Genomic DNA, 608 nt, shown 5'->3' on the forward strand with positions numbered 1-608 from the left:
GAACCCGCTGAAATCCCGGACAAATTCAAAACATCGAAAGAGGAAGCAAAGGCAACTCTTGTCAGATTAAATCAGCTTCTAGAAAAAACGCTCCCGGCGGGTATTCCAGATAAACTCCCATCTTTCATAACAGTTCCCTCTGACGGTTCTGTTATTACTCTTCCGCTTTCTTCAAAAGTGACAATAAAATGGTATTATACCCTTCCGTATCGAATACAGCCCTTGTTTTATATTAGCTACGGCAAGGCAGGCGAAAAAGCGCAACTGATTTCCACAAAATCGAATGCACTTACATTGCAAACTGCTCCCTTTTCTGAGTATGAAATCATTTTTAATACGCCTGAAGGCGGTTCGCCATACAAGATGAGTTTCTCAACCCTTCTTGGAGAATTGCCAGCTCCAGAGGTACCCTCCGAGATAAAAGCTACCAAAGAACTGGAAAAAGATGTTCTGATCAACTGGGCTCCTCCAATTGATGGTCATAATTTCAAATATAGAGTATATGTTCATGAAACAGAGCTTTCAGTTTTTACCAGTTCAAATAGCGTGTTGCTGAATCTCACTGAATTCAAAAAATACACTCTGGACATCACACCTGTTGAAATAGA

Annotated in this window: 1 protein-coding gene; it reads left to right on the forward strand. The window is 40.6% G+C overall.

The window, feature by feature from the left end; genetic code table 11:
* Positions 1–608, forward strand: a 608-nt coding sequence (locus AC3LHT_RS05990; protein ID WP_488662270.1) for a hypothetical protein, incomplete at both ends; no start/stop codon positions are given.

The sequence above is a fragment of the Kosmotoga sp. genome (assembly GCF_982836095.1).